This is a genomic window from Brevibacillus formosus, from assembly GCF_003013405.1.
Lineage (GTDB): Bacteria > Bacillota > Bacilli > Brevibacillales > Brevibacillaceae > Brevibacillus > Brevibacillus formosus.
In genome coordinates, this window is record NZ_PXZL01000026.1 from 34,414 (window position 1) to 59,876 (window position 25,463).

25 protein-coding genes and 1 pseudogene are annotated in these 25,463 nt (G+C 47.9%); 18 read left to right on the forward strand and 8 right to left on the reverse strand.

Annotated elements, in window-relative coordinates:
* Positions 1–4 precede the first annotated feature (4 nt).
* Entirely contained in the window at positions 5–937 is a 933-nt protein-coding gene (locus tag C7R91_RS21375) for a DNA-3-methyladenine glycosylase 2 (protein ID WP_047074594.1), read from the reverse strand.
* 172 nt (positions 938–1,109) lie between these two features.
* On the opposite strand from C7R91_RS21375, the gene C7R91_RS21380 reads away from it, so the two are divergent.
* Complete coding sequence (locus tag C7R91_RS21380) at positions 1,110–1,676, forward strand: bifunctional transcriptional activator/DNA repair enzyme AdaA (protein ID WP_047074591.1); 567 nt, start codon at positions 1,110–1,112, stop codon at positions 1,674–1,676.
* 72 nt (positions 1,677–1,748) lie between these two features.
* Positions 1,749–2,855, forward strand: a complete 1,107-nt coding sequence (locus C7R91_RS21385; protein WP_047074590.1) for a threonine aldolase family protein — start codon at positions 1,749–1,751, stop codon at positions 2,853–2,855.
* Positions 2,856–2,975: 120 nt separating this feature from the next.
* Here C7R91_RS21385 and C7R91_RS21390 read toward each other — a convergent pair whose 3' ends face one another.
* Positions 2,976–4,064 (reverse strand): response regulator transcription factor, encoded by a 1,089-nt coding sequence (locus tag C7R91_RS21390; RefSeq protein ID WP_047074587.1) that lies wholly within the window; start codon positions 4,062–4,064, stop codon positions 2,976–2,978.
* A 135-nt stretch (positions 4,065–4,199) separates the two neighbouring features.
* Between C7R91_RS21390 and C7R91_RS21395 the strand changes: the two genes are divergently transcribed.
* From C7R91_RS21395 to C7R91_RS21435, 9 genes are all read left to right on the forward strand, one after another.
* Positions 4,200–5,597, forward strand: coding sequence for an MFS transporter (locus C7R91_RS21395; protein WP_047074585.1), 1,398 nt, complete (start codon positions 4,200–4,202; stop codon positions 5,595–5,597).
* Positions 5,594–6,682, forward strand: coding sequence for a saccharopine dehydrogenase family protein (locus C7R91_RS21400; RefSeq protein ID WP_047074583.1), 1,089 nt, complete (start codon positions 5,594–5,596; stop codon positions 6,680–6,682). The genes C7R91_RS21395 and C7R91_RS21400 overlap by 4 nt, the downstream gene beginning before the upstream one ends.
* Before the next feature lie 35 nt (positions 6,683–6,717).
* Complete coding sequence (locus C7R91_RS21405; protein WP_047074653.1) at positions 6,718–7,221, forward strand: DinB family protein; 504 nt, start codon at positions 6,718–6,720, stop codon at positions 7,219–7,221.
* A 211-nt stretch (positions 7,222–7,432) separates the two neighbouring features.
* The gene (locus tag C7R91_RS21410) at positions 7,433–8,074 is read left to right on the forward strand and encodes a nitroreductase family protein (RefSeq protein WP_047074581.1); all 642 of its coding nucleotides are present in this window, start codon (positions 7,433–7,435) and stop codon (positions 8,072–8,074) included.
* A gap of 19 nt (positions 8,075–8,093) precedes the next feature.
* Positions 8,094–9,041 (forward strand): ring-cleaving dioxygenase, encoded by a 948-nt coding sequence (locus C7R91_RS21415; protein ID WP_047074579.1) that lies wholly within the window; start codon positions 8,094–8,096, stop codon positions 9,039–9,041.
* A complete protein-coding gene (locus C7R91_RS21420; protein WP_174769397.1) occupies positions 9,041–9,658 on the forward strand; it encodes an alpha/beta hydrolase in 618 nt (205 codons plus the stop codon). The genes C7R91_RS21415 and C7R91_RS21420 overlap by 1 nt, the downstream gene beginning before the upstream one ends.
* A 275-nt stretch (positions 9,659–9,933) precedes the next feature.
* Positions 9,934–10,614 (forward strand): response regulator transcription factor, encoded by a 681-nt coding sequence (locus C7R91_RS21425; RefSeq protein ID WP_047074577.1) that lies wholly within the window; start codon positions 9,934–9,936, stop codon positions 10,612–10,614.
* The gene (locus C7R91_RS21430; RefSeq protein ID WP_047074575.1) at positions 10,611–12,020 is read left to right on the forward strand and encodes a sensor histidine kinase; all 1,410 of its coding nucleotides are present in this window, start codon (positions 10,611–10,613) and stop codon (positions 12,018–12,020) included. The genes C7R91_RS21425 and C7R91_RS21430 overlap by 4 nt, the downstream gene beginning before the upstream one ends.
* Before the next feature lie 26 nt (positions 12,021–12,046).
* Positions 12,047–12,487, forward strand: coding sequence for a hypothetical protein (locus C7R91_RS21435; protein WP_047074573.1), 441 nt, complete (start codon positions 12,047–12,049; stop codon positions 12,485–12,487).
* A gap of 67 nt (positions 12,488–12,554) precedes the next feature.
* Here C7R91_RS21435 and C7R91_RS21440 read toward each other — a convergent pair whose 3' ends face one another.
* Entirely contained in the window at positions 12,555–13,028 is a 474-nt protein-coding gene (locus tag C7R91_RS21440; protein ID WP_047074571.1) for a hypothetical protein, read from the reverse strand.
* A gap of 68 nt (positions 13,029–13,096) precedes the next feature.
* Entirely contained in the window at positions 13,097–13,471 is a 375-nt protein-coding gene (locus C7R91_RS21445) for an ArsR/SmtB family transcription factor (RefSeq protein WP_035290894.1), read from the reverse strand.
* Between the two features lie 142 nt (positions 13,472–13,613).
* On the opposite strand from C7R91_RS21445, the gene C7R91_RS21450 reads away from it, so the two are divergent.
* Together C7R91_RS21450 and C7R91_RS21455 are read left to right on the forward strand one after the other, a co-directional pair.
* Positions 13,614–13,910 (forward strand): hypothetical protein, encoded by a 297-nt coding sequence (locus C7R91_RS21450; RefSeq protein ID WP_047074570.1) that lies wholly within the window; start codon positions 13,614–13,616, stop codon positions 13,908–13,910.
* A gap of 190 nt (positions 13,911–14,100) precedes the next feature.
* The gene (locus C7R91_RS21455) at positions 14,101–16,332 is read left to right on the forward strand and encodes a heavy metal translocating P-type ATPase (RefSeq protein ID WP_047074568.1); all 2,232 of its coding nucleotides are present in this window, start codon (positions 14,101–14,103) and stop codon (positions 16,330–16,332) included.
* Positions 16,333–16,384: 52 nt separating this feature from the next.
* Here the strand turns inward: C7R91_RS21455 and C7R91_RS21460 are convergent, their stop codons facing one another.
* The gene (locus C7R91_RS21460) at positions 16,385–18,388 is read right to left on the reverse strand and encodes an ABC transporter ATP-binding protein (protein ID WP_083995254.1); all 2,004 of its coding nucleotides are present in this window, start codon (positions 18,386–18,388) and stop codon (positions 16,385–16,387) included.
* Between the two features lie 283 nt (positions 18,389–18,671).
* Between C7R91_RS21460 and C7R91_RS21465 the strand changes: the two genes are divergently transcribed.
* The 3 genes from C7R91_RS21465 (at position 18,672) to C7R91_RS21475 (ending at position 20,958) form a co-directional block, all read left to right on the forward strand.
* On the forward strand, positions 18,672–19,322 hold the full coding sequence (locus tag C7R91_RS21465; RefSeq protein WP_052773450.1) for a polysaccharide deacetylase family protein: 651 nt from the start codon (positions 18,672–18,674) through the stop codon (positions 19,320–19,322).
* Positions 19,323–19,392: 70 nt separating this feature from the next.
* Positions 19,393–20,358 carry a helix-turn-helix transcriptional regulator gene (locus C7R91_RS21470; protein WP_047074562.1) on the forward strand — a complete coding sequence of 322 codons (966 nt, stop codon included), beginning with the start codon at positions 19,393–19,395 and terminating at the stop codon, positions 20,356–20,358.
* 84 nt (positions 20,359–20,442) lie between these two features.
* Positions 20,443–20,958 carry a DinB family protein gene (locus C7R91_RS21475; RefSeq protein ID WP_047074561.1) on the forward strand — a complete coding sequence of 172 codons (516 nt, stop codon included), beginning with the start codon at positions 20,443–20,445 and terminating at the stop codon, positions 20,956–20,958.
* 106 nt (positions 20,959–21,064) lie between these two features.
* On the opposite strand, the gene C7R91_RS21480 is transcribed toward C7R91_RS21475, so the two are convergent.
* The 3 genes and pseudogenes from C7R91_RS21480 to C7R91_RS29980 all read right to left on the reverse strand — a co-directional run.
* Positions 21,065–21,313, reverse strand: coding sequence for a hypothetical protein (locus C7R91_RS21480; RefSeq protein ID WP_047074560.1), 249 nt, complete (start codon positions 21,311–21,313; stop codon positions 21,065–21,067).
* Positions 21,314–21,326: 13 nt separating this feature from the next.
* Positions 21,327–21,956: a hypothetical protein gene (locus C7R91_RS21485; protein WP_174769396.1), complete on the reverse strand. Its 630-nt coding sequence runs from the start codon at positions 21,954–21,956 to the stop codon at positions 21,327–21,329.
* Between the two features lie 363 nt (positions 21,957–22,319).
* Positions 22,320–22,504: pseudogene (locus C7R91_RS29980) on the reverse strand (response regulator); the annotation flags it as partial.
* Between the two features lie 187 nt (positions 22,505–22,691).
* On the opposite strand from C7R91_RS29980, the gene C7R91_RS21490 reads away from it, so the two are divergent.
* Positions 22,692–24,341, forward strand: a complete 1,650-nt coding sequence (locus C7R91_RS21490) for an AraC family transcriptional regulator (protein ID WP_047074558.1) — start codon at positions 22,692–22,694, stop codon at positions 24,339–24,341.
* A 112-nt stretch (positions 24,342–24,453) separates the two neighbouring features.
* Positions 24,454–25,452, forward strand: a complete 999-nt coding sequence (locus C7R91_RS21495) for an ABC transporter substrate-binding protein (protein WP_047074557.1) — start codon at positions 24,454–24,456, stop codon at positions 25,450–25,452.
* The last annotated feature ends 11 nt before the right edge of the window (positions 25,453–25,463 follow it).

Sequence of the window (25,463 nt, forward strand, 5' to 3'; positions counted from 1 at the left end):
TTGATTAATAAAGAAAACGCCATAAATAAAAAGTAGCGTACGACTCCCAATTCGTCCAAGCCTTGGACAGCTCTCGTATTTCTGCTTTGGTCGGCTTTTTTTCTTTGCCTAGTAAAAATTTGATCGCATTGTGCAAGCCGACATCATCAATGGGAAAAGCAGAGGGCATTCGCAGACAGCGCATGAGCACATAGTTGGCCGTCCACGGTCCAATCCCGCGGATGCTGGTCAAACGTTTCTCCGCGGTTTGATAATCTCCTCCGTCCCATAATAGCTCTTTCGATAGTTTCCCTTCAACGATGAGTTGTGCGACGTCAATCAAATACTCGCATTTCTTGGTCGTCATGCGCAAGCCATCCAGATCAGCGACGGTCAATCCGGCGATTTTTTCCGCTGTGGGAAAAAGCCAATACGTCTGTCCTTCAAGCTCTACTCTTTTTCCGAACGTCTCTACCAACCGCCGCTTGAGGGTGTACGCATAGGTCAGGTTAATTTGTTGTCCAATGATTCCCCAACTGAGCGCTTCAAACAGGTCGGGAATACCCATGGTCCGCAGCCCGTAAAACTTTTCAACAGCCTGCTTAAGAAGAGCATCTCCTGCGGCAAGCTCATAAAACGGAACGAGATCCCTGTCCAGATCGAACCAGTCTCGCACATAGCGTGCTACTTCTGTTCGTACTTTTTCATCGGGGAGCGAAGGATTTAGAAAACGCACAGTCAATCCTTGATCGGTATCTGCGTGAATTTCGACCACTTGTGGATCTTGTTCCATCGAGATAGCTTTGTAGAGGCGCCCGTTTTGAATGTGAAACATGCATTCGCTGGATGCTCTGGATAAGTAGTGAAGATTTTGCGAAAAACTGAATTCCGCAGGTATGGACAAAATTATTTCTTCTCTATTATCGACCCAAGCCGAGGGGGATAGTCCGCTTGTCATGTGAAAACCTCCTGTCTGACTTCCTCCTAGTTTTATAACAAGATAAGCGGGGCTGTCATTTCGTTATCTTGCTATTTTAATCTTCTAGCAGTACGGATCACGTAGCGTGGGGGTATACTGTCGGTAAGAGCAAGCGATTCGAAAACGGCTATAGCAAAGGAGATGACATGTCTTGGAGGAACGGGTAACCGATGAGCGATGGCAGGCTATTATTCATAATGATGCGTCTTACGATGATCAATTTTTTTATGCGGTAAAAACGACGAAGATCTTTTGTAGACCGTCGTGCAAGTCGAAGCCGCCGAAGAGGGAGAATGTGCGGGTTTTCCAAAATGCAAGCCAAGCCCTTCGGGAAGAATTTCGCCCGTGTAAACGCTGCAAGCCAACGGGAGAGAGATTGCCTGATCGTGAGTGGGTGGCACAAATTACACAGTACATTGATTCCCATTATAACGAAAAGCTGACGTTGGAGCATTTAGCTGATATGTGCCATGGGAGTCCGTTTCATTTGCAGCGAACGTTTAAGCGACTCATGGATATGACGCCCGTGGAGTACATCCAGAAAAAGCGGATAGAACGGGCGCGAGAGCTGCTGGCTCATTCGAACAACCAGATCGCGGATGTTGCGCAAATGGTAGGAATGCCGAATACGCCGTATTTTATCACGTTGTTTAAAAAAATGACGGGCAAGACCCCGAGTGAATATCGCCAACTGTACGTCAAACAACAAACGACATAAGGTCCTTGTGAAATGTGATATCTTTAGAGGTAAGAAGCATTGAAGATGAGAAACAAAAGGGGCCCTGCCAAGATGAACGATACGAAAACCTTGCGAGAAGTATTTAAACAGACCACTTATCAAATCGCCGGGCACAGCAAGAGAGACCTCCACCAATTGCAGCAGGTCCTATCCAGGGTGGATGGGAATGTGGAGGGCGATATGTACGGAACAGGCGAACTCATCGAGAATTTTCAACAAAAGATGGCCGAATATTTGGGTAAAGAGTCCGCCGTATTCTTTCCCAGCGGTACGATGGCCCAACAAATCGCGCTACGCATCTGGTGCGATGAGAAAGGAATCAAAAAGGTCGCCTATCATCCGCTCTGCCACTTGGAGATCCACGAGGAAGATGGGCTGAAGGAGCTGCATCAAATCGAGGCTGTCTTGCTGGCCGATAAGGACAGAGTGATTGAGCTGGACGATGTTCTCGGCATGGACGACGATATCGCGTGCCTGTTGCTGGAATTGCCACAGCGTGAGATTGGCGGACAACTGCCCGCGTATGAGGATTTGGAGGCGATTTCCCGTTATTGTCGGGAAAAAGGAATTCGGCTGCATCTAGATGGCGCCCGGCTTCTGGAAATCCTGCCGTTTTATCAGAAGTCTGCCGATGAGGTATGCGCGTTGTTTGATAGCGTGTACATATCCTTTTACAAAGGAATAGGCGGAATCGCTGGAGCGATCCTGGCTGGGAATGAAGAATTCACGAAGCAATCGAAGGTATGGAAAAGACGCCATGGCGGTGACCTGATTAGTTTGTACCCGTATATTGTCACGGCAGAATACCATTTTGAGCAGAGAAAGCATAAATTCAGTCAATATTACGAGCATGCAAAAGAGCTGGCGGGATTGTACAACCAATGCCAGGGGATATCCACGAGACCGGCCGTGCCTGTATCCAACATGTTTCATGTGCACGCAGATTTGCCGAAAGAAGAGCTCGAGCGTATCTTGCTCTCACTTAGTGAAGAGACAGGGATTGGCTTCACGCATTATGTTAGACAGGAAGACGAATCTTCTAGCTCCTATGAGGTAAGTATTGGCGATCGGTATGCGATGATCCCGAAGGAAGAGTTGGCATTGGCATTCGAAAAGCTGCATCAGAAAATAGGGGAGCAGAAATCAAAAGCTGAGTAAATGAATCGATTTCGGGCGCGAATGTTTCCGAAAAGAAGACAAAGGAACCGAATGATAGCTAATAGCCCCTTTCTGGCAGCGAATGCTGTAAGAAGGGGGCTTTTGATTTTTGCTAGGTTTTCACTGGTTCGCCTGTACGCCAAATCGGGTAAACAATTGCCAGATCAGCTCTCGTCTGCTGGATACCCCGGTTTTTACGAAGATGGACTTCAAATGATCCTGAACCGTATAGGCGGAGATGTGCAGTGTGCGTGCGAGCTCCTTCGTGGAAGCGCCGCGGACAATCTGGTCGAGTATTTGCTTCTCCCTTACAGACAATCCGTATGCTTCGGCGATGAGTGGCAGCATATCAGCAGGTTTTGCGGGACCGAACAATACAGCCAAGTGGATCGTACAGCTTTGACTGTTCATAGGGCTTGCCTGAATCGTCATGTAAGGGCCATTTGGCATGCGAATGCAGACTTTTGCCATGGATGTCGTATGACCTGCTTCTGCCGGATTGGAAAGTGCCCGCGAACAAACCGCTCGCACTGGTCGGGGCAAGGTATTGCGATCAATCGACTCCCATTGGCGCAGCAGGGTCAGCCATTTTTCCGCTGTGGGATTGGCAGCGAGCAAGGTGAATTGATCCGACAGCATCAATATCCCCATCTCTTCTTCCATCCACGTATTCTCCTCAGCGGGTAAAGACAGACTCGTCTTTCGCAACTGATAAGCGATCAACGGAGCCAAAGCCAAAATACATTCACGTTCTGGCTCAGAAAAAAAGGCCCGCCCCTGCGATCGAAACAACGTTAAATAGCCCCAGCATGCACCGTCGTACTTGAGGGCAGCACGCATTTCATCATGAAACCCGGCGGGGAGCAGAACATTGCGATAGCGGTCACTTCGTTCAAGGTGGCCCTCGGTCGCCTGACTCAGCGTCGCGACAGGCTCAGGCGCTTTGCACAAATCATCATACCGGTTGAAGTCCTCGCGCAAGTATTCATGCTCAAAAATGCCTTGATGAATAGCTTCCACCCCGTCTTCCGTAATGGCTCCGGTAGATAAAAGTGTTTGCGGATCAACGGCAGTACAGCAGGCCCCATCAAAAGGGACGAACTCTCGCAATAGCTGCAAGAGCGCTGTCCGATAGTCTTGTGAGGAGTCAGAAAAACGTTCAGCCAGTGCCATCACTTTTCGTTTGCTCGCTTCCTGATTTGTGTTCATCTGCATTCTCCTGTATGTCTATTGGCAAAAGGAAAATCCCAGCTTTGTGGGATGGTGCTCTCCTCGATCCTCTCTATAATTGAGAATAATTCTTAGTCTAAATTTACAAGATACGCGAGGAGTTGGAAAGACCGTATGAGCCAGCGGCAGCGCTTTTTCATGATGATCGCGATTTGTCTGGGTGCATTTTTGTCTCATTTTACGGCGGGGATTGTCAATGTCTCGCTTCCTCAGTTCACATACATTTTCCAGACGGAGCTGGCGATCGCACAATGGATTACCACAGGTTATTTGCTTGTCATTGCGTCTCTTCTTCCTTTCATGGGCAAGCTGGGAGATCGATACGGGCATCGTGTGCTGCACAATTACGGCTTCCTGCTGTTCACGGTAAGCTCTGTCTTGGTGGCATTTTCGACGACGGTCACGATGCTGTTGGTGCTTCGAATTATGCAAGCCATCGGAGCGGCTATGTTCCAGGCGACCAATATCGCGCTCATTGCGATTTTGCTCCCAAAAGAAATGCGGGGAAGGGCAATGGGGATCATGAGTACAGCTGTTGCGCTTGGCGGCATGACCGGACCGATTGCAGGTGGGATGATCGCGTCGTGGTTGAGCTGGGAGTGGCTGTTTCTGATTCATGTTCCTGTCGCGATACTGGCTACAGGGCTGGCTTTTCGTTACATTCCTTCCCTAGAGCAGACGAGGGAGACCCGTTCACTTGATCTCGTTGGGGCAGGTCTGTTCATGCTACTGGTCAGCTTAGTCATTACCGCGATCTCCAATGGAAACGGGTGGGGTTGGGCTTCAGAAGGGATACTCATTCTTTTTGGGGGTGTACTCGTCTTGGCATGGGCGTTCGTCTGGTGGGAACGGGGACAGTCAGTGCCGTTTCTACCCATGGCGGTCTTTCGCCGATCAGCTGTGTCCAGTGGACTGTTTATTAGCTTCACTTCGTTTGTGCTTGCGAATCTCGAACTGGTTGTCCTGCCGTTCTACTTGCTTGATCAGGCGCATGTTTCCCCTCTGACGGCAGGGTACATGATGACTGCTTACCCACTGCTGCTGGCGCTGACCGGACCTTTTAGTGGCTGGGTTTCAGACCGCTATCGGGTACGGCCGCTCATTTTTGCAGGTCTTGGTGCGATGGGGGCAGGGATGACCGTCTTGGCGATCTGGCTAGAGGCATTATCTACGGTGGAAATCATCGCGGTACTGGCTTTGACAGGGGCAGGTATGGGGCTGATTGCTTCGCCCAACAACAGCTACATCATGCGCCACGTCCCGATGGAGCATGCGGGCGCGATCGGAGGCATGATCGCCTTGACGAGGAATGCAGGGATGGTAGTCGGCGCAGCGTTGGGACTGGGCATGATGAACGGCGATTCGAGCCAAGCTGCGCATCCGACGATCGATGCGTATCGTGTGGTTTTTGCAGCAGGTGCGCTGATCTGCCTGAGCGGTTTGTTGGTCTGGTGGTATGCGGGACGTCTGGAGCGGAAGAAAAAGAGAGGCACAGAGGTGGAGAAGGCATGAGCAAGGATCGAATTGTGGTCGTCGGAGGGTACGGTCATGTAGGGGCAACCATATGCAAGAATTTGGGTAACGCATATCCGGGACGGGTGTATGCAGCCGGACGCAGCTTGGAGAAGGCTGAAGCATTTTGCCAACAAGCAGATGGGAAGGTGCTGCCGCTGCAACTCGATATTCACAAGCCGTTGGACCAGGGCATGCTGGAAAAAGTAAAGCTGGTGGTCATGTGCCTGGATCAGACGGATACGGCTTTTGTGGAAGGGTGTTTGCGGAATGGAACGCATTATCTCGATATTTCAGCGACTGACCATTTTTTGACGCAAATCGAGCAATGGGGGAGACAAACTGAAACGAAGGACATGGGAACCGCCGTGCTCAGTGTAGGACTTGCGCCAGGTCTTACCAACCTGCTCGCAGGGGAAGCTCATCGCTTGCTGGATCAGGTGAATGAGCTGGACATATTCATTATGCTTGGTCTCGGTGATCGGCACGGGAAGGCCGCGATTGAATGGACTGTCGATAACTTGTGCACGAGCTACGAGGTGATGAACAAGCATCAGCGAGTAACCGTCGAGAGCATGACAGAGGGCAAGGTCGTTGATTTTGGGCCGGAGCTGGGGAAAAAGCACGCGTATCGATTTCCGTTTTCCGATCAGCAGACATTGGCGCGCACCTTGGATGTCTCCACAGTATCTACGCGACTTTGTTTTGATCTGGATGGGATGACGAGAGTAGTGGCGGCCCTTCGGAGTATAGGAATTTGCCGATTACTCCATCAACCAAAAGTACGGGAAGCCGTGATTAAAGCGTTTGGGAGTTGGAAAATAGGGGATGATCGGTTTGCCATTAAAGTAGAAGCACGAGGACAACGGGGAGCTGACGAGGCTGCAGTAGAGTGTCTGCTTTACGGGCGCGATCAGTCAAACATGACCGCAATGGTGGCGGCTGCCGTAGCAAAATCGCTATATAAAGAAGCGTTTCCTCCAGGTGTCCACCACATGGAACAACTGTTTTCATTAGAAAAAATGAGATTTTGGCTGGAGCAGGAAGCATCACTGACCATAAATGTCAGGGAAGCCGGTCTATGATAGAGCTATCGACGAACGAAAGAGGGGGCTTTATCATGACTCACTATGCCAAAAACATGTACGACTTTCACGCGTGGGCGAATCAGACGTTAATCAATCGCTTGAAGGAACTTCCGGAAGGGGTTTATGAGCAGGAGGTCCAAAGCGTTTTCCCGACAGTAGCAAAAGTGATGGAGCATATTTATATGGTGGACCAAGGCTGGATTCTCATATTGCAGGGGATGGATATGAAAGCGGCATTGAATGAGGCATGGCTGAAGGAAAAGGAATTAACGGGAAAAAGCTTGGTAGAAGTAGAGCAGTTGTATGCCGAGCTGGTCGAGCAATTCAGAGCTTTTCTCAGCCAAGAAGAAGATTTGGAGCGGCGCATCGTCCTTGATAATCCGTACACGAGAGTACGCGATACGAGCTTGGCAGAAATCATCATGCAAGTGGCCAATCACGGAACGTATCATCGTGGAAACATAACGGCGATGCTGCGCCAAATGGGGTATCCTTCTGTCATGACCGATTATGCTCTATACTGGTACGCCAACTGACAAGAGCCTTGGGCTGGAAGAGATTTCATTCTTCTGGCCTTGGGCTGTTGACAAGGGAGAATTTACGTCCTATAATTATCTTAAATTCAAGATATTTAATTTTCGTAACATCGTCATCCTACTTCCCCAAGCAGGAACATTTTTAAATCAATTATCTCTAATTTGAGATATTGAAAATGAATGAGATAGAAAAAATCGAGGAGGAAGTCCCATGAGTGAATTCACTACCCTTGTAAAAAACAGAAGATCCGCAAACAAGTTTCTAGCTGACGTAACGATAACACCTGCTGAGATCGATGAAATCATGTCGCTGGTCAAATTCGCGCCATCAGCATTCAATTTGCAGCATGCCCATTATGTAGTTGTCATCGATCCAGAAGCCAAAGAGCGTGTATATGAAGCGGCATATAGACAATATAAGGTAAAGACCGCTTCGGCAGTTGTGCTTGTATTTGGTGACAAGGAAGCGTACCAAAGCGTAGAGCGCATTAATGAAGGTCTTCTTCATTTAGGAGTCATGGATCAACGCGAGTACGACCACAACAATTCTTCTGTAAGAGCAATGCACGAGGCTGGAGGAGAGCAGTTCAAGCGTGATGAAGCGATCCGCAATGCCAATTTGTCCGCAATGCTGTTCATGCTCGCTGCAAAGGATAAAGGCTGGGATACGTGCCCGATGATCGGATTCGACCCAGCAGCGGTCCAAGAGATAGCGAAGGTTCCGGACAGCTTTGTGCCAGCTTTGATGATCACGATTGGAAAAGAAGATACATCCAGCCAGCGTGTCAGAGGGTACCGCAAGCCTGTTGGGGAGTTCGTAAGCTACAACACATTCCAAGCAAGCAAATCATAATTTGAGGAGGCTATTCAAAATGACACAACAAACGGCAGGAATTCACCATATCACGGCTTTTGTCACAAGCGCCCAAAATAACGTTGATTTTTACGCAGGTTTTCTCGGATTGCGCATGGTGAAAAAAACGATCAACTTCGACGCACCAGATGTATATCATCTGTACTTTGGGAATGAGGTCGGCAGTCCAGGTACCGCGATCACCTTTTTCCCGTGGGAATCTGGTCGCCGCGGACGCGTTGGCGGTGGGCAGGTTGGCTATACAACTTTCTTGATTCCGGTGGGGGCGTTTTCTTTCTGGGAGGATCGACTGAAAAAATTCGGAATTGAGTACCGCCGCGTGGAGCGTTTTAATGAAACGTATCTGCAATTTACAGACAGAGACGGCTTGCAGCTGGAGATCGTGGAACGTGAAGGCGGTCCAGCAAGCAAATGGTCCTTTGGCGGAGTGCCAGCTGACAAGGCGATCAAAGGCTTCGGCGGAGCGATCTTGTACAGCATGGCTCCAGCCCACACCATGGATGTTCTCGAGAGACTGATGGGATTGACTAGGGTTGGCGAGGAAAATGGCCTTGTTCGTTTCCAGGCTCACGGCGATTTGGGCAATGTCATTGATGTGAATGCTGAGCCGATACCAAGAGGAGCAGGTGGTGCAGGTACGATCCACCATATCGCATGGCGTGCCGTAGATGATCAGGATCACCAACTGTGGCAGCAGCGTGCAGCTCAATCCGGTCTTCATCCGACAGATATTATCGACCGTCAATACTTCAACGCCATCTACTTCCGAGAGCCGGGCGAGATTTTGTTTGAGATTGCAACAGATCCTCCAGGCTTTGAAAGAGATGAGCCATTTGAGACATTGGGTGAAAAACTGATGCTCCCTGAGTGGTATGAGCCACGTCGCGCCCAGATTGAGCAAGGCTTGCCGCCGATTACAGTCAGAGTGTTGGAGGAAGATAAATAATGAATTTGCAGCACATTTTTCGAAAAGGAACCGATTCAGAAGCACCAACCCTGTTGCTGCTTCACGGAACAGGCGGAGATGAGAACAACCTCTTGCCATTGGCCAATCGCATTTATCCAGGCGCTTCTGTTCTGAGCGTCCGTGGGAATGTTCTCGAAAACGGCATGCCGAGATTCTTCCGACGCCTAGCAGAGGGAGTTTTTGACGAAGAAGATTTGGTCTACCGCACGCAGGAGCTGCATGAGTTTTTGGATCAGGCGGCGGCTATGTATCAGATCGAGCGAGACAATATCGTGGCAGTCGGCTATTCGAACGGGGCGAATATCGCAGGTAGTCTCCTGTTCCATTACCCGAATCCGCTAAAAGGGGCGATTCTTTATCACCCAATGGTTCCACGCCGCGGGATCGCTCTGCCTGATATGTCAGCCATCCCGGTGTTCATCGGAGCGGGCACGAATGATCCGATCTGTACTGCACAAGAGACGGAGGAGCTGAACCGACTACTGACAGAAGCAGGTGCTGACGTAACCGTGCATTGGGATTCGTATGGTCATCAGCTGACAGTGAAGGAAGTAGAGGCTTCGGCCGCGTGGTTTACAGAGATTTTTCGCAAGTAATCGATGAGTAACAAGAGCGGCGGACCCAGGTGTTTGCCGCTTTTTTGTGTGTTTTTCCGGGAAAAGAGCATGCTTCCCGCAGATTTAATCAAATGTGTAAGAGCCTTCAAGAGCCAGCAGTATTCGTTCATCTCTTGTTCATATTGCTTCTTTACGATTGATCCGTTTAGATAGGCGCAAGCCAGTGACGATTTGCAGGAGGATAGACAAGTGAGTATCATTCAAAATAATGAAGCAGGAGAACCAGAGGGCGGAGTAACGAGGGGGCCAGCTTGATGAAACTGACGATTCTGATTGCGGATGACGATCCACACGTACGTGAGCTATTGCGATTTTACTTAGCAAAAGAGGGATACAACGTCTTGGCTTGTGTGCATGGAAATGAGGCTTCGCAGCTGTTGGAACAGGAATCAGTCCAGCTCGCCATCGTGGATGTGATGATGCCAGGCAAAAACGGCTGGGAGCTGTGCCGGGAGATACGGGAATTTTACGACCTTCCTGTCATCATGCTGACGGCAAAAGGAGAAGTGCGGGATAAGGAAAAAGGTTTTTTGGCGGGGACGGATGATTATTTGACCAAGCCATTTGAGCCTACCGAATTGCTGTACCGCATCAAGGCCTTGCTGCGTCGTTATCAGATGGTCAGCAAACAAATCATCGTCATAAACGATACTGTCATCGATCGTATCAGCCATGTCGTGAAGGTAAAAGATGAGTTGATTCATTTACCGTTAAAGGAATTTGAGCTGCTTGCCCAGCTTGCCAGTTTTCCTGATCGGATCTTTACCCGAGATCAACTGTTGGAGCTTGTGTGGGGGAGCGACACCGAGAGTGATAGTCGTACCATCGATGTGCATATTAAGCGGCTGCGAGAGAAATTTACGGAGAAAACAAATGACTTTGTCATTTCTACCGTTCGCGGCTTAGGCTACAAGCTGGAGGTACGAGGCTCGTGAGATCTCTCTACGTTCGGGTCGTTCTTACCTTCGTTGCAATTGTACTGATCAGCGGCACACTTGGCTTTTTGCTGGCAAATGAGTATTATCAACGAAATCTGCGTGCTTATAATGAACAAAAAATCATGAGCATCGGACAGCAAATGATTGATTTGTACCAGCATAAATCCACACTTGACCTGTCCGCCTTCATGGCCCATGTCGCCAATTTGAATTTTCAGCTGCATCTCGTGGATGAGAATGGCGCAGTAAGCCAATTCGGAGCACCTTTCCGCGATCAGCAGATAGAGCCTGCCATCGTTCAAAAAGTGCTGGCGGGTGAGACCTACAGAGGAATTACAGAAGAACAGCACGGCTTGTTTGTGACCGGATTTTTTGAAAACACGTTGAAAAACAGCATTGGCTTGCCGCTTAAAGCAGAAGGGAAAAAATACGCCCTGTTTGTACGGCCAAATATTGAGCAGCAGTTTGGTGAGGTGCACATTATGTTTGCCCTGCTGTTGGCAGCGATGTTTGTCCTTAGCTTGATCCTGATCTTGATATTTACCCGTTATTTGGTGAAGCCGATCGAGAAGCTGAGCCGTGCGACCAAAAAGCTGGCAGAAGGCCAGTACAATATCCACCTGGACATCGCGCGCCGGGACGAAATCGGCGATTTGGCCATGCATTTTGCCAGGATGACAGAGTCACTCAAACAACTGGACGAGATGCGCCAAGAGTTTGTCTCCAATGTCTCTCATGAAATCCAGTCTCCATTGACATCGATCCAAGGCTTTTCTCAAGCCATCCGCAGCGGTGGTGTGACAAACGAACAGCGGGAGACGTACTTGACTATCATCGAAGAGGAGAGCAGACGGCTGTCTTCCTTAGGCAAGCAGCTATTGACGCTCGCTTCCCTGGACAAAGAGACAGGTCTGTACGAACCGACACGTTTTCGTCTGGATGAGCAGATCAGGCAAGTCCTCTTAGTTTTGCAGCATCAGTGGCAACAAAAAAAGCTCACGATGGAGCTGACTTTACCGGAGACCTTCATCGTGGGTGACAAGCAGCTGCTCAATCAAGTGTGGATGAACCTGCTTGCGAACAGTATCAAATTCACCCCAACAGCTGGCTCTATTTACATTGCGATACAGAAGGATACGCGAATTGTCGTGACCATTCGGGATACGGGGATCGGCATGTCAGAAGAAGAGCAGGAGCATGTCTTTGAGCGTTTTTACAAAGGAGACAAGTCACGCAATCGAGAAGCGACGGGCAGCGGTCTCGGTCTTTCTATCGTGCAAAAAATTTTGCAGGTCGCAAAAGGCAGCATTCACATTCAAAGCCGTATAGGCGAAGGGACAACGGTCACGGTCAGCCTACCGACGGGGGAGAATCCTACTGCACGAACGCTAAACGAATCATAACAAAGCGAAGCAAGGGAGTGATTTCCATGAATATCGGCATGCGTTTTCTTGCCGCTGTCACATCCTCTTTCTTTACCGGTCTGTATGCTGCGTTGATCATCTACAGCTTTCGTGATCCAAGCGCGCCGTACGGGTTCGGGCAAGAGTATTTGCTGGGTGTACTCGTAAGCATGGCATTGAACCTGGTCGTCTTCTTATGGCTGTCTGTGTTCCTGGACTGGCTTGTGAGTAGGTCACACTTGGTTGGGTGGAAAAAATACGCTGTGCGTTTCGCTGGATATGCTGTCATCGGCTATGTGCCTGTGCTTTCGCAATGGCTAATGAGTGTTGATCCGCATGCTGCCTTGTTTTACCCGCAGGCAACGGTTTTTGTGTTTGCTGCGATATGTTACTTCCTTATATTTGTGGGAATAGAGGCGGTCAACAAGCGTCTTCATACAGAAACCGAGCCATCCGCAAAAGGCTGATTTTATAAGGGTTTACCCGGAAAAATGAGGGAACCCCTCATGGTTAATCAAATGTTTAAAATACTGACTAAGCGGTTGTGTACCATTGAATGACGTAATAATGGTGTGCGTTACCACCGAATAAAAGAAAATCATTCCACTCATCATAAATCAGCGTGTTAGTGGACCCAGCTGTCACAATGGAGCCAAAATCAATTTCAATACCTAGTTCATCTAGTTTGCCAAGCGTATTTTTTACGTCTATTTTCATGAATAACCCAAACTTTATAAGGGGATCAATGACCCGACTAAGTACAAGCTGTCTGTTGCTATTTTTGACGTTCATCTCTTCCCAAGCCCATTCTTCACCCCAGTATTCGAGACGCTCCATTAAAAGTAGAAAAGCATCCACCGGATGAGGGACTTCTGTTTTTTCAAGAGACAAGAGATAGGCGGAAGCCTCCCAGCGTGGCTGCCGGTCTTCTTGAATATGAAAATGATCGATGAACTTTCGGTTATGGATACCCTGTAAACAATGGATTACCGCATCCTTGTTTATCATGTGCGAACACACCTCCTGACTATTTCTTAAAAAAGTCATCTTATCCTATAACAAAAAAGCCCGAGCAATCAGGTAGCTCGGACAATGGTTTTCTGTTCTTTGGCGTGTTCAATCCCCGCAGATATGAGATGGCGTACATGGTCATCATCCAACGAGTAAAAAACGAGCTTTCCTTCTTTGCGGTACTTGGCCAGTCCCATGTTGCGCAGAAGCCGCAGATGGTGGGAGGTGTTAGCGATCGAGCTTCCGATGATGGCAGCCACATCGCAGACACAGAGCTCGTCTTCCATCGAGAGGATGTGAATGATTTTGGCGCGGGTGTCATCGGCCAACGCCTTGAAGATTTTTGCTACCCCTTCTGATTCTGTGGCGAACGGCTTTAACCGATTTACTTTTTCCTCATCAAAACATTGGATTTCACAGATGTCATCCACTGTAACCATCACCTCATGCTCTACAATGTCCTACTATTATAGACATTCGCGGAGAAAGTGAAAAGGAAAAACGACATTTTCATGGCAGTGTAGTGTCCCTCTCTGTTTTCGTGTAAGATGAACATGATCCAAGAAATGGGGAGAGAATACCATGAGTGCGCAACCAAAGTGCCCGAAGTGCCGTTCTGCGAAAATCGATTTGACGGAATCGATCAATAAGCCATTATACATAACGATTTATGTAGCGGTTTTGGCAGTGCTTGCCTTGATCGGCATTTCGGTGAAAGGGACTCCTGTCATTTTTTTGTTCCTCGGACTGTCAGGGGCCTTTATCCTGTTTGCCGTTCGTCTTGCCTTAGAAAAGCGTAAAGTAATCAAGTGCAAATGTCTGGACTGTGGGGAGCGTTGGCAGACGACCCCAGCTCCAGTAGATGCTCGTAGCAAGTAACACGACTCCTCGTAAAAGGGGTCTTTTTCTTTATTCTCGATCTGTAAAAAAATGGACGAAATATTCAAAGCAATTCTTGAACGAACCAGAAGGATGCGCTAATATAATAATTAAATATTTGTTTGAATGTTTGTGGATTGATTTCATTTGAAGCTGGGCAAAATAGATGCTTGGAAAAAGGTGAAAACAAATGGCAGAAGAACGAAAAAAAGAAGAGTGTTGCAGTGGGCATCAATGCGGCAGTGAGCATAAGCATGCTGGTAAAATTCTCACGGTTCTCGAGCCTGCGGCTGCGGCAACAGAAAGCGCAGGCATTCTTTCTTCACAGGCTGTTGTCTATCGCGTTACAGGTATGGATTGCAGTTCGTGCGCCAAATCACTGGAAAAGCATATGCAGACGTTGCCTGCCGTAAAAGAGGTAAACGTGAACTTTTCCACGGGTAAAATGCAACTCGTCGCGGATGGGCTGGGAGAAGATGCAGTGGTCAAGGAAGTCGCCAAGGCTGGCTACAGCGCCATGCTGCTTACGAGACGCACGGCCAAAGCAGTACCGAAAACGGATCAAGCAGGGACGGTACTGACGACGATTTCTGGTGTGTTGTTGGCTCTCGGCTTTCTAGGTTCCTTATCGCCTAGCATATCTCCGCTGGTCGTTACAGTGCTCTATGCGTTGTCGATCATAAGTGGCGGCTACCGACCTGCGCGCAGTGCTTTTTACGCGATCAAAAGCGGTTCACTGGATATGAACGTATTGATGTCTGTTGCGGCAGTAGGAGCAGCATTAATCGGGGAATGGCTGGAAGGAGCGACAGTCGTCTGGCTCTTTTCCATCGGAAACTTGTTGCAGACCAAGTCGATTGAAAAAACGCGCGACTCCATACGAAATCTGATGGATTTGGCTCCGCCTGAGGCATGGGTCAAGGTGGGGGAGTCTCTTACACGCAAGCCAGTTGAGGACATCGCTGTCGGCCAAGTCATTGTGGTGAAGCCGGGAGAGAAAATCCCGCTGGACGGTGTCATTGTACACGGGACATCGAGCGTCAATCAGGCCCCGATTACAGGTGAATCGATTCCCGTGGATAAGCTGGTCGGGGACAGTGTTTTTGCAGGGAGTGTCAACGAAAGCGGCGCGGTGGAGATCAAGGTAACCAAGCTGGTAGAGGATACGGCGATTGCCAGAATCATTCATCTCGTGGAGGAAGCGCAGGAGAAAAAAGCGCCTACTCAGGCGTTCGTCGACAAATTCGCTGCGATCTACACGCCAATCGTGCTCGTGCTTGCTTTGCTCGTGATCGTATTCCCGCCATTACTCGGACTCGGCACCTGGGGAGAATGGTTTTACAGAGGGCTTGAGCTGCTGGTTGTTGCTTGCCCGTGCGCACTGGTCATTTCCACGCCAGTTGCGATTGTGTCCGCGATTGGAAATGCAGCGAGAAACGGCGTCTTGATCAAGGGCGGTACGTTTTTGGAAAAGGCAGGAGCAATCACTGCCATTGCTTTCGACAAAACGGGTACATTGACGGAAGGAAAACCACAGGTTGCAGCGGTTATCGAGCTGGAGGGAAGCGAGGACGAAGTAGTGTCGATCGCCAGAACGATTGAAGAGCGTTCTTCCCATCCGATTGCACAAGCGATTCTCACCTATGCGAATCAAAAGCAGGTTGCTTCCCAGAGCGGGCAAGATTTCAAGGCGATCATCGGAAAAGGGGCGAGTGCTGTCATCGGAACCGAAACATTTTATGCAGGTAAGCCCGCCCTGTTTCAAGAGCTGGGAATCGATTTCTCGGCATGGCAAACGAAAATCGAGTCGTTGCAGAGTGAGGGACATACGCTAGTAGTTATCGGCACCGCAACGAAATTGATCGGGATGATTGCTGTTGCCGATACTATTCGTGAGATTACGGTTAGTGCCATTGGCAAGCTCAAGGCAGCAGGAATCGAAGACATCGTGATGCTGACGGGTGACAATACGGGTACGGCGAAAAAAGTAGCGAGCCAGACAGGAGTCAATCGTTATTTTGCAGAGCTGTTGCCACAAGATAAGGTAGAGGCGGTTAAGAAGCTCCAACAGGAAGGCAAGGTCGTCGCCATGGTGGGTGACGGGATCAATGATGCGCCTGCTCTCGCGTCAGCTGACTTGGGGATTGCCATGGGTGGGGCAGGCACCGATACGGCAATGGAAACCGCGGATATCGTGCTGATGGCCGACAATCTCGAAAAGCTGCCGCACACGATGAAGGTCAGCAGAAAAGCACTCACGATTATCAAGCAAAACATCTGGTTTTCGATCATCGTAAAGCTGATTGCACTCGTGCTGATATTCCCGGGCTATCTAACCTTGTGGCTGGCGGTGCTCAGTGACACAGGAGCCGCCTTGCTGGTCATCTTAAACAGCATGAGACTGTTGCGAATGAAGGACTAAATAAGAAAGGGAGATGAGCTGTCGAAGCTCTCTCCCTTTTCTTATATATGGTTTACACTAAGACGCCGCCGCCGTATCTTTCGAATTCTTTCTGGGTGCAAGCGACAAAGTGACCGCGCTCAATTTCACGCAAGACGCGTTCTTCCCCTTGATCTCGCAAATATTCCTGATCATCGAAAACGATGCGCTTACGGTTGCGCTCATAATCAGGGTCTGGCAATGGAATTGCCGAGAGCAACGATTTGGTGTACGGATGAACTGGATTCTCGTACAGGCGATTACTTTCTGCCAGCTCTACAATACGTCCGCGGTACATGACACCAATACGGTCACTGATGTACTTAACCATGGACAGGTCATGGGCGATGAACAGATAGGTCAGGCCTTTTTCTTTTTGCAGGCGCTTGAGCAGGTTAATGACCTGCGCCTGAATGGACACGTCGAGGGCAGAGATCGGTTCATCGGCAATGATGAATTCCGGATCAACAGCCAATGCCCGTGCAATCCCGATCCGTTGGCGCTGTCCGCCGCTGAACTCATGCGGGTAGCGGTTTGCGTGCTCGCGGTTGAGGCCAACGGTTTCCAACAGCTCGTGTACCTTGGCGATGCGTGCTTCCTTGGTCGCCAGACGATGAATGTCCAGACCTTCCGCAATAATATCGGATACGGTCAGACGTGGATTCAACGACGAGTAAGGGTCTTGGAAGATCATCTGGATTTTGCGGTTGAGCCATTTCTTTTCTTCAAGTGTTTTCTTTCCGTGTACACTTTGTCCATTGAACAAGACCTCTCCGCCCGTTGCATCGTAAAGGCGCAGGATGGTGCGTCCTGTGGTGGATTTACCGCAACCGGATTCACCCACAAGACCGAAAATTTCCCCTTTGTAAATGTCAAAGGTGATACCATCTACAGCTTTCAGCGTATGACCATTCCCAAGGTCAAAATGCTGTTTCAAATCTTTGACTTCAACCAGCTTCTCACGGTTCTCGTAGTTAAACGTTTTTTTGGTGCTTACTGGAGCCTCAGTCGCATCATCCGAATTGACTTTTCGTCTCACAGCCGAAGCAGGTGGTTTGATGTCAGGTGCCATTTCATGCAAGAGCCATGTTGCCGCATAGTGCGTGTCGGAGATTTTGAACATCGGTGGCTCATATTCCAGATCGACCTTCAGCGCAAATGGGTTACGAGCCGCGAAGGCATCACCTACAGGTGGCTTGAACATGTCAGGCGGCGATCCAGGAATGGACATTAGCTCGTCATCGCTGGCATCGAGGCTAGGCATGGAACCTAACAGACCCCATGTATACGGGTGCTTAGGATCATAGAAAATTTCATCGACTTTACCGATCTCTACAATTTTACCTGCATACATAACCGCTACACGGTCTGCCATGTTAGCAACTACACCGAGGTCATGCGTAATAAAGATGATCGAGGTGCCCATCTTCTTTTGCAGTTCCTTCAGCAACTCCAAAATCTGCGCTTGAATGGATACGTCCAGAGCAGTCGTCGGCTCATCGGCGATGATAATTTTTGGATTGCAGGCCAGTGCGATGGCAATGACGATCCGTTGGCGCATTCCACCAGAAAACTGGTGCGGGTATTGATCGACACGTTCATTGGCAAGCGGAATCCCTACCATTTCCAACAGTTCAATAGCACGGCTGCGGGCTTCAGCGCGGTTCAGCTTTTGGTGCTTGATGAAGCTCTCCATGATTTGGTTCCCGATAGTCATCGTCGGATTCAAGGAAGTCATCGGGTCTTGGAAGATCATCGAGATATCGCGACCGCGAACATCCTGCATTTCTTTTTCGGAAAGCGTAACCAAATCTCTTCCTTCAAAAAGAACCTGTCCTTTTGGAATGCGTCCAGGAGGAGAAGGAATAAGTCGCATAAGTGCTTGGGAGGTGACCGATTTACCGGAACCAGATTCACCAACGATCGCCAGCGTTTCTCCTTTTTCCAGATCAAAGGAGACGCCACGTACTGCTTTGACTTCACCTGCATACGTATCGAAAGACACATGCAAATCTTTTACTTCTAAAACTTTTCCCATATCATCATCCCTTTCGAGCATGCTTTGTCGTGATTAACCCTCCATGTATATCTAACAATCTCTCTAGTAGGAATTTTTGCGAAAATGAAAATCATTATCACCATTATACTATATTCATTAACCGTTGTTAAAAAATTTTTTTCTACGTTGCATACTCATGCAGAATCATCTTCAATTTTGCCAAAATCCCAGAATAGTGGTTTTTTTAGCGTTACCAAATGATAGCCCAGTCATACTATGCATCAAAGCAGCAGAATACTGGCTTAGAGGGAGGGTAACGCTTGTGAGCAAGCTCAATGGGCCCAAGGAAATCGCACTCACTTTTGATGATGGACCGGATCAGTTGTGGACGCCTCGTGTGTTAGACATACTAGCCCACTATCAGGTAAAGGCCACTTTCTTTTGTGTGGGCCAAATGGTGAAGTACAATCCGAAAATACTGGAGCGGATCGTAAAGGAAGGTCACGTGGTAGGAAACCATAGCTGGGATCACCCTGACTTTACGAAAATTCCTCTCTTGGCTGTTCAGGAGCAGATAGAACGTACCTCGGATCAGATCGAGAAGGTAGTAGGTGTGAGACCTAGGATGGTTCGACCGCCATATGGAGCAGTGAATGAGGAGGTCATCCAGCTGCTTGCGGCGAGCGACTACGAAATGATTTTGTGGGATATAGATAGTTGGGATTGGAAAGGTCTCACCGGCCCACAGGTAGCGAGAAACATCTTGGGACATGTCACCCCAGGCGCAGTCGTGCTTCAACATTCCGCTGGCGGTACGAAAGACACGTTAAAGGGAAGTATGGACGCTTTGCCCTATGTCATTGAGGTGTTAAGTGAGCAGAAATATACCTTCTCAACCGTTTCCGCCTTGTTTCAACTGGCAGCTTATCGAGAAAGGACCTGTCCTGTCGAGAAAAGGAGAAGGGGCAGATAGAGGAAATGGATTGAATTCTGTGGTAATTAGTAGAATCAGAAGATTTCTTTTTAGGGGAGCGAATCCGTACATGTCCAAAGCAGATAATATGCTCTCCATTTTGTGGCTGTTGAAGACTGGCAAGCGAATGACAGCCAAGCAATTGGCAGAGATTCTCGAGATTAATATTCGCACCGTTTATCGCTATATCGACTCACTGTGTGCGAGCGGTGTACCCATCATTTCCGATGCCGGACACAATGGCGGCTACAGTTTACTTCAGCATTTCAATGAAGCTCCGTTGTTTTTCGACCTCAACGAGCAAAAAGCCCTGATTCATGCAGCGGCTTTTGCCCAAGAGGCCGGGTATCCCTTCGGAGCAGATTTACACCGGGCCATTTCCAAGCTAAAACGTTACACAAATGAAGAGCAGCGTGACGCGATTGACCGGCATAGTATCGGCTTTGAGGTGATCCAGCCTCCTGTTGATCCTTCTCTCGAATCTACCCTGCAGGAACTGGAGCTGTCTGTTGCCAATGGATATACCCTTTCGATGGAGTATCAGAAAGCCTACCAGACAACGAGACAGAGGCGTCATATCGATCCATACGGGCTCGTTTATTGGAAGGGAAACTGGTATATCGTTGCCTATTGTCATCTCCGTAGTACCATTCGCAGCTTTCGTGCAGATCGTGTCTATGAGATCCAACGTACAGAAGCCAGCTTTCAACGCCCTCCTGAATTTTCTGCGCGCCATTTTTTTCTCTCGAATTTACTACCGGAAGCAGACAAGCAGGGAAGCACTATTTTGATCAAAATCAAAGGAAGAACACAGTCACTCGCTGATTTGTGCAGGCATTGGTATCTCGGACATACTTTGATTGAACGCAGCGAGACACAGGTGATTTTTCAAGTAGATGAGCAAATGGCCCATTCGATCCTTCCTCACTATCTGTTGCCATACGGAAAATCCATTCAAGTTGAAGAGCCAGCTTTTGTAAAAGAGCGGTTGGCTGCCATCGCTGCCGATTTATTTCATTTTTATCAGTCGACATGATTTCACTGACCATTTCTGTCAGTAGAGTTGATTTATATTGAAAGCAAAGAAGAGATGGAAAAAGGAAATGGAGGCAGATTGATTATGAAGCATGAAGCATTGCGTTTGTACGAGTATCATGTATGGGCAAATGAAAAGGTATTCGAGCGGTTGCAGGAGGTACCAGAGGAAGTAAGTGAGCAACAGGTTCCGAGTGTGTTCCCGACCATCACCCAGACATTGGCTCACATTCTCAAAACGGATTATGTTTGGTTGTTGGCAATGAAGGGGGAGAGCTACGAAGAGGTAGGACCAAAAGTAGCGGTTCTCTTGCAGGAATTAAAAGGGAAGAACGTACACGAACTGCGAAAACTGTTTGCCGAATCAGCCCAGCAATTCAGAGGTTTCTTCGGGCAAATCTCGATGGAAGACACCGCGCCTTATAGGCACCCGGCATTGGGCACGGTTCATGCTCGCTATGCCGACATCGTCCAGCACGTCGCCAACCACGGCACCTATCACCGAGGCAATATCTCCGCCATGCTCAGACAAATGGGTCACGCGGGAGCTTCCTCCGATTTCATTTTTTATTTGTTTGAGACTTCCGCGGTAGAACAATAGATTTCAAAAATAAGCAGCTTAAATCCGGAACGAGAGTATTAAGCGAAGAAAAGTGGTACTAAAAGAGAAATAAGAAAAACAAGGGAAATTCTACCCCTTGTTTTTCTTATTTCTGATCTAGGCCTTTTAAAAGATATAACAATCCAATACTTAAAAGTATTCCGCCTATTAATTGATAGGAGAATATGAAATTATCCATCAATCGCAAGTATTCCGTGGTATCGAAGCTTTTAAATCCTGAGATATACTCGAACGCTGCTTCTCTTCCCAAAATTGAACTCTCACGAATGAGATACCAACCAGTAATGCCAAGTAATAAAGCTAGTCCTTTTTGAACAATTTGAGGAATGGACATGTTTTCTCCTTCCCTAATTTCTTATCTTCACGATATAGACATCGTATCCATCACTTTCTGTAGGATAGTATACATTAAAACCGCCATAAACGGGATGTTTAAATTTATAGACATCTGTATTGTTATACGTTAAAACTTGTCCGTAATGCTTTGCTGGGATATCTACAGGGATACTTATTGTATAAGTATGTGTGCTTGTATATTCTAGACCCACCTGAGCTTTGAAAACTTTAGGAAAATCGGCAGAAACAGAAGCAGAAGTCTTAGTGCTTCTTTGTTCCGAAAAATCAAATTTAACGCCTTTTACAGGAGCGTCACTATGATTATTTACTTTTTTCTCTTTGAAAAAATGCTGGATATTACCATGATAGCCGGTATAGGTATACCCATACATCAAAGATGCATTTTTTTCTTCACTTAATTGTTGTTGGTTTTCAAGTGTAGTTGCTTTAGAATACTTTTTCTTTTGGAAAAGTTGAGCATCTTTTTCGCTCTCGAAATAATAAACATTTGCAGTTTGACCATCTGATGCTTGAACTTTTTCGATTTTATATGGTTGGGCTGATTTAGCAGAAACTCCACTGCTAAAAACTGATGTTGAAATTAAAGCCGCTACAGCAAAAAACAACAATCCTTTTTTCATAATTAACACCTCTTTCTTTAAATTTATATATATTTTACCATATATTTCTAAAATGATAATATAATGGAATTTTCAAAAAGTATATTTTGAAAAAGGGGACTACAGTGCCAATGTGAGTCTTTCTTTCAATTCGCTATTGTTGGTGGTTCTACTAATATTTGGATGTTTACGATCGCGGTAAAAAAAGCCAAGGTGGTAGCGGGTCAGTTAGAAACAGCAATCTGACATTATCGAAAAATTGCTTTTGGGTATGAATATTTGTCTGAATGGCTTGACTCATATCGTAAATGCCATGGCTCAAATCTCTTAGCTCATCGGGGCGAGTCAATAATGGTGGTGCATCTAAATGAGTGGTCCATCTGAATCCAATCCGACAAGTTTATCGACGATGTCGTTTTTTACCGTCAGGAGCAGAATGGTGATGTCCTTTCGATCTTGGAGTTTTTTCGACATACGTCATGGCCCGACAAATTCAGTATCATGACGTCGAGTACGAGTACATGGGGATGAAACGATTCGACTTTTCGCAAAGCCTCCTCGCCGTCCGCGACGAAAACCTTGCATTCCACGGCCACTCCCCCCGTCGTTCCATACCATACCACGTTCAAATTATCGGGTTCATTCGATCAAATATTCCCGATAGGAAGCCAGTGTCACTTTTGATATACTTTCTCTATCGATGATAATGAGAATGATTATCAATATTTTGATAGAGGATCGGGCAGAGGTGAGAACATGAACGAAACACAAGCCTTGGTTCAACAATTCACAGAGAAGACCATGGCAGAAACCATTTTTAAGCTGCGTGACATTACATGGCTCAAAGCACAAGGACATGACCGACTACGTCAACAATTCACTCATTCGCATATTTTGCTGGTCGTAACCGGGGGACGAGGGCGTCTGCGGCTGGAGAACGAGGAGTACCAATTGCGGCAAGACGCTATTTATGTATGTCCTCCCATGCTTACGTTTGGCATCGTCCCTGATTCGGCTGATCATTTGGAGATGTACATGCTCCGTTTTGATGTCTTTATGGAAACGAGAGACAGGCATCGGAGATTCCAAGCCCTTCGCGAAAAGGATCTGTTTCCTTTTCGGGGAGAGATCTCTGTCCAATCTGCAGGGCAGCTTCCTGTCTATTGTGATTTGATCCAGAATCTGTGGAAGCAGGAGACGGCACTTGAGCGTTTCCGAGGCCAACATACTTTTCAAGAGCTATGGTACCACATCGTCAAGCATGCTCACTTCTCGGCCACAGATTCTGGAATGGCGCTGGAACGGGCACGCGCGCATATGGAAGAGCATTACTCGGAAAATGTGACGATTGAACAGCTGGCTCGCATCGCAGAGGTGAGTCCAAAATATTTCGTCGATCTGTTCAAAAAAACGTATGGCATCTCAGCTATGGACTATTTGGCAGAGCTTCGCATCAGCCGGGCGAAGCAGATGATGGTGCAGTCGCATGCCAAGCTGCGCGATATTGCTCATCAAGTGGGCTACAACGACGAATTTTACTTTAGTCGAAAATTCAAGAAAGCTGTCGGAGTTTCACCGACTCTCTATATGAAAAGCCGCCAACGAAAAATTGCGGCGTACGGCTCGACCATCATCGGACATTTGCTGGCTTTGAAAATGATTCCTTACGCGGCGCCACTGCACCCGAAATGGACGGCATACTATCATCACAGCTACCGAAACGATATCCCGGTACATCTGAGTGCGTTTCGAATTAATCAGAATTGGAAAGCCAACATCGAATTGCTTCGCGATGCCAAGCCGGATGTCATCATTGGCTTGGACGAGACGAGTCTGCAGGAACAGAAGCAACTCAATGAGATTGCACCCACCTTATATGTACCCTTTGAAGAGCGGGGATGGAAAGAACAACTACAGCTTATGGCCGACTTTTTAGGTGAGTCCATGGAAGCACATCATTGGCTTTGCGAGTATGAGAAAAAAGTGAAGAGGGCTCGGGCTAAGCTTCAACACGTTCTAGGCGATGAAACGGTGCTCATCGTGCGGGTTTTGAAAAACCAGCTCTATGTCCACTGCAATCGCAGTATGAATGAAGTGTTTTATCAGGATCTGCAAGTAAAACCTGCTTTTGTCTCGGAGCAGAAGGAGTACGACCAGCTAGTGACCGTACAGGAATTGATTGCGCTCGCGCCAGATCGCTTGCTGCTGTTGGTTTGCCAAGAAGCTGAAACGCTGGCATGCTTCCAAGCCTTGAAAGAATCTGGACCATGGCAAGAGATCGAAGCCGTCCGCAACAATCGGGCGCATGTCATTATGTCGGACCCTTGGCGAGAATACTCGGCAACAGCTCATGAACGGATCGTGGAAGAGAGTGTGAGATTATTTTCAGGAGATCGTCCATGTTGATTCTGGATTTCGTCCATGGTCGGGCATGATTGGATGCTTTATAATCACGAATGATAATCGTTATCACTTACAAAGAGTGAAACATTACATTTCTGAGAGGGGTCTTTCAAGAATGAAAAAGATATACCTAGGCTTTAGCATTGCAGCGCTGACATTGGCTCTGACAGCGTGCGGCGGAGGAAAAGAAGCAACGACTAACACGACTACTCCAGCGCCTGCGACAACAGCTACAGCGGAAAAGCCGGCCGATGAAGCTAATAAAGCAGAGACACGCACGATTAAATATTTGGATAAAGAATACACCGTTCCTAGCAAGACAGAGAGAATCGTCATTGCAGGCAGCATGGAGTCCATGGAAGATTCCCTTGTATTGAACGTAAACCCTGTAGGAGCGATATCTGTCGGCGGCAAATTCCCGGAGATGTTTGCACCGATTACGGGCGAAGCCAAATCCATCGGGGAAAAAATGCAACCGAATCTGGAAACCATCTTGTCCTTGAAACCGGACGTTATTATGGGCAGCAGCAAGTTCCCGCCAGAAGTGGTGGAGAAATTGAGCAAAATTGCGCCTACCTTCCCAGTTTCCCACATTTCGACCAACTGGGAAGCGAATCTCCAGCTCTTGGGTGAGCTGACCGGCAAACAAGCGGACGCAGAAAAAGCGCTCCAAGCGTACAAAGCAGAGGCAGAAGCAGCCAAAGCGAAGCTGGGTGAAAGCTTGAAGGATAAAAAAGTGCTCGCGATTCGTCTGCGTCAAGGCAACATCAACATCTATCCGGATAAGGTGTTCTTCAATCCGGTTCTGTACGCAGACCTTGGTTTAACTGCTCCTGCAGAAGTAAAAGCGGCGAAAGCGCAAGAAATCATCTCGATGGAAAAATTCAGCCAGATCAACCCGGACTATTTGTTCCTCCAGTTCTCCCTGGATGAGAATAAGGACAATCCGAAAGCATTGGAAGATTTGCAGAACAACCCGATTTGGAAGAGCGTAAATGCAGTGAAAAACGGCAAAGTTTACGTAAACGTGGTTGATCCTCTCGCACAAGGCGGTACTGCTTGGAGCAAAACACAATTCCTGAAGGCGGCTGTAGAAAAATTGTCTGCCAAGTAAAAGTGGGCGAG

What these genes read in the sequence shown, in the direction of transcription:
- C7R91_RS21375 (WP_047074594.1), bottom strand. Translation starts at nt 937, where the DNA reads ATGACAAGCGGACTATCCCCCTCGGCTTGGGTCGATAATAGAGAAGAA.
- C7R91_RS21385 (WP_047074590.1), top strand. Translation starts at nt 1,749, where the DNA reads ATGAACGATACGAAAACCTTGCGAGAAGTATTTAAACAGACCACTTAT.
- C7R91_RS21390 (WP_047074587.1), bottom strand. Translation starts at nt 4,064, where the DNA reads ATGAACACAAATCAGGAAGCGAGCAAACGAAAAGTGATGGCACTGGCT.
- C7R91_RS21395 (WP_047074585.1), top strand. Translation starts at nt 4,200, where the DNA reads ATGAGCCAGCGGCAGCGCTTTTTCATGATGATCGCGATTTGTCTGGGT.
- C7R91_RS21400 (WP_047074583.1), top strand. Translation starts at nt 5,594, where the DNA reads ATGAGCAAGGATCGAATTGTGGTCGTCGGAGGGTACGGTCATGTAGGG.
- C7R91_RS21405 (WP_047074653.1), top strand. Translation starts at nt 6,718, where the DNA reads ATGACTCACTATGCCAAAAACATGTACGACTTTCACGCGTGGGCGAAT.
- C7R91_RS21410 (WP_047074581.1), top strand. Translation starts at nt 7,433, where the DNA reads ATGAGTGAATTCACTACCCTTGTAAAAAACAGAAGATCCGCAAACAAG.
- C7R91_RS21415 (WP_047074579.1), top strand. Translation starts at nt 8,094, where the DNA reads ATGACACAACAAACGGCAGGAATTCACCATATCACGGCTTTTGTCACA.
- C7R91_RS21420 (WP_174769397.1), top strand. Translation starts at nt 9,041, where the DNA reads ATGAATTTGCAGCACATTTTTCGAAAAGGAACCGATTCAGAAGCACCA.
- C7R91_RS21425 (WP_047074577.1), top strand. Translation starts at nt 9,934, where the DNA reads ATGAAACTGACGATTCTGATTGCGGATGACGATCCACACGTACGTGAG.
- C7R91_RS21435 (WP_047074573.1), top strand. Translation starts at nt 12,047, where the DNA reads ATGAATATCGGCATGCGTTTTCTTGCCGCTGTCACATCCTCTTTCTTT.
- C7R91_RS21440 (WP_047074571.1), bottom strand. Translation starts at nt 13,028, where the DNA reads ATGATAAACAAGGATGCGGTAATCCATTGTTTACAGGGTATCCATAAC.
- C7R91_RS21445 (WP_035290894.1), bottom strand. Translation starts at nt 13,471, where the DNA reads ATGGTTACAGTGGATGACATCTGTGAAATCCAATGTTTTGATGAGGAA.
- C7R91_RS21450 (WP_047074570.1), top strand. Translation starts at nt 13,614, where the DNA reads ATGAGTGCGCAACCAAAGTGCCCGAAGTGCCGTTCTGCGAAAATCGAT.
- C7R91_RS21455 (WP_047074568.1), top strand. Translation starts at nt 14,101, where the DNA reads ATGGCAGAAGAACGAAAAAAAGAAGAGTGTTGCAGTGGGCATCAATGC.
- C7R91_RS21460 (WP_083995254.1), bottom strand. Translation starts at nt 18,388, where the DNA reads ATGGGAAAAGTTTTAGAAGTAAAAGATTTGCATGTGTCTTTCGATACG.
- C7R91_RS21470 (WP_047074562.1), top strand. Translation starts at nt 19,393, where the DNA reads ATGTCCAAAGCAGATAATATGCTCTCCATTTTGTGGCTGTTGAAGACT.
- C7R91_RS21475 (WP_047074561.1), top strand. Translation starts at nt 20,443, where the DNA reads ATGAAGCATGAAGCATTGCGTTTGTACGAGTATCATGTATGGGCAAAT.
- C7R91_RS21480 (WP_047074560.1), bottom strand. Translation starts at nt 21,313, where the DNA reads ATGTCCATTCCTCAAATTGTTCAAAAAGGACTAGCTTTATTACTTGGC.
- C7R91_RS21485 (WP_174769396.1), bottom strand. Translation starts at nt 21,956, where the DNA reads ATGAAAAAAGGATTGTTGTTTTTTGCTGTAGCGGCTTTAATTTCAACA.
- C7R91_RS21490 (WP_047074558.1), top strand. Translation starts at nt 22,692, where the DNA reads ATGAACGAAACACAAGCCTTGGTTCAACAATTCACAGAGAAGACCATG.
- C7R91_RS21495 (WP_047074557.1), top strand. Translation starts at nt 24,454, where the DNA reads ATGAAAAAGATATACCTAGGCTTTAGCATTGCAGCGCTGACATTGGCT.